The 1,021-nt window shown below is 71.5% G+C and carries 1 protein-coding gene; it reads right to left on the bottom strand.

Going from position 1 to position 1,021, the window contains the following annotated elements; translation table 11 throughout:
• Positions 1 to 989 (bottom strand): MFS transporter (locus BJF79_RS40945; RefSeq protein WP_075905506.1); only part of this gene is annotated, 989 nt, incomplete at its 3' end.
• Positions 990 to 1,021 lie beyond the last annotated feature (32 nt).

Raw genomic sequence — 1,021 nt, 5'->3', positions numbered from 1 at the left:
CCGATGGCCCGCGGGGCCAGCACGATCATCCCGATCATGATCAGCACGGTCATCGGGACGAGCGCCGCGCCCGAGGGGAACGCGCTGTACCCGAGCACCTGCTGCAGGTAGAGGTTCAGGAAGAACCACATCGGGATCCACGCGCCGCCCAGGAGCAGCTGTGCGAGGTTGGCCGCGCCCAGGTTCGGCGCACGGAAGATCGACAGCGGCATCAGCGGGGCGCGGCGGGACGCCTGGACGGCCAGGAACACCGCCAGCAGCACCAACCCGCCGGCGAGCACGCCCCAGGTCGCGGCGGATCCCCAGCCGACCTCGGGGGCGCGCACGATCGCGAAGACGATCGCGCCCAGGCCCGCCGTGACGGTGAGCGCGCCGACCAGGTCGACCGAGCCGCGAGCGCCGCCTCCGCCGCCGGGCATCAGCAGCGGTGCGGCGACCAGCGCCAGGACGGCGATGGGGATGTTGATGTAGAAGACCCACGGCCAGGACACGTACTCGGTGATGACGCCGCCGAGGAACACGCCCGCGGTACCGCCGGCCGGGGCCGCGGCGCCGTACAGGGACAGGGCCTTGGTGAGCTCGCGCGGCGACGAGCCGAACAGCATCATCAGCAGCGTGAGCGCGGCGGGCGCGACGAGCGCCGCGCCGACGCCCTGCAGCGCGCGGCCTGTGAGCTCGACGGCCACGGTCCCGGCCGCGCCCGCCACGGCGGACCCGGCGAGCAGGACGATCCAGCCGGCGGAGAACAGGCGTCGTGCGCCGAAGAGGTCGGAGAGGCGTCCACCGAGCAGGAGCAGGCCGCCGAAGGCGACGACGTAGGCGTTGAAGACCCACGACAGGTTCTCTTGCGAGAAGCCGAGGTCCTCCTGCATGCGGGGCAGCGCCACCCCGATGATCGAAGTGTCCATGATCACCATGAACTGGGCCATCGCGATCAGGGCCAGTGCCCACCAGCGGCGGTTCGCGGGCGGGGCGGAACGAGCAGACATGATCACTCCTTCTTACCCCTAGGGGGTATCTG

It is taken from the genome of Actinomadura sp. CNU-125 (assembly GCF_001942465.1).
Taxonomy (GTDB): domain Bacteria; phylum Actinomycetota; class Actinomycetes; order Streptosporangiales; family Streptosporangiaceae; genus Spirillospora.
Note: the sequence above shows the minus strand (reverse complement) of the source record. Positions and strands in the feature narration are given on the sequence as shown.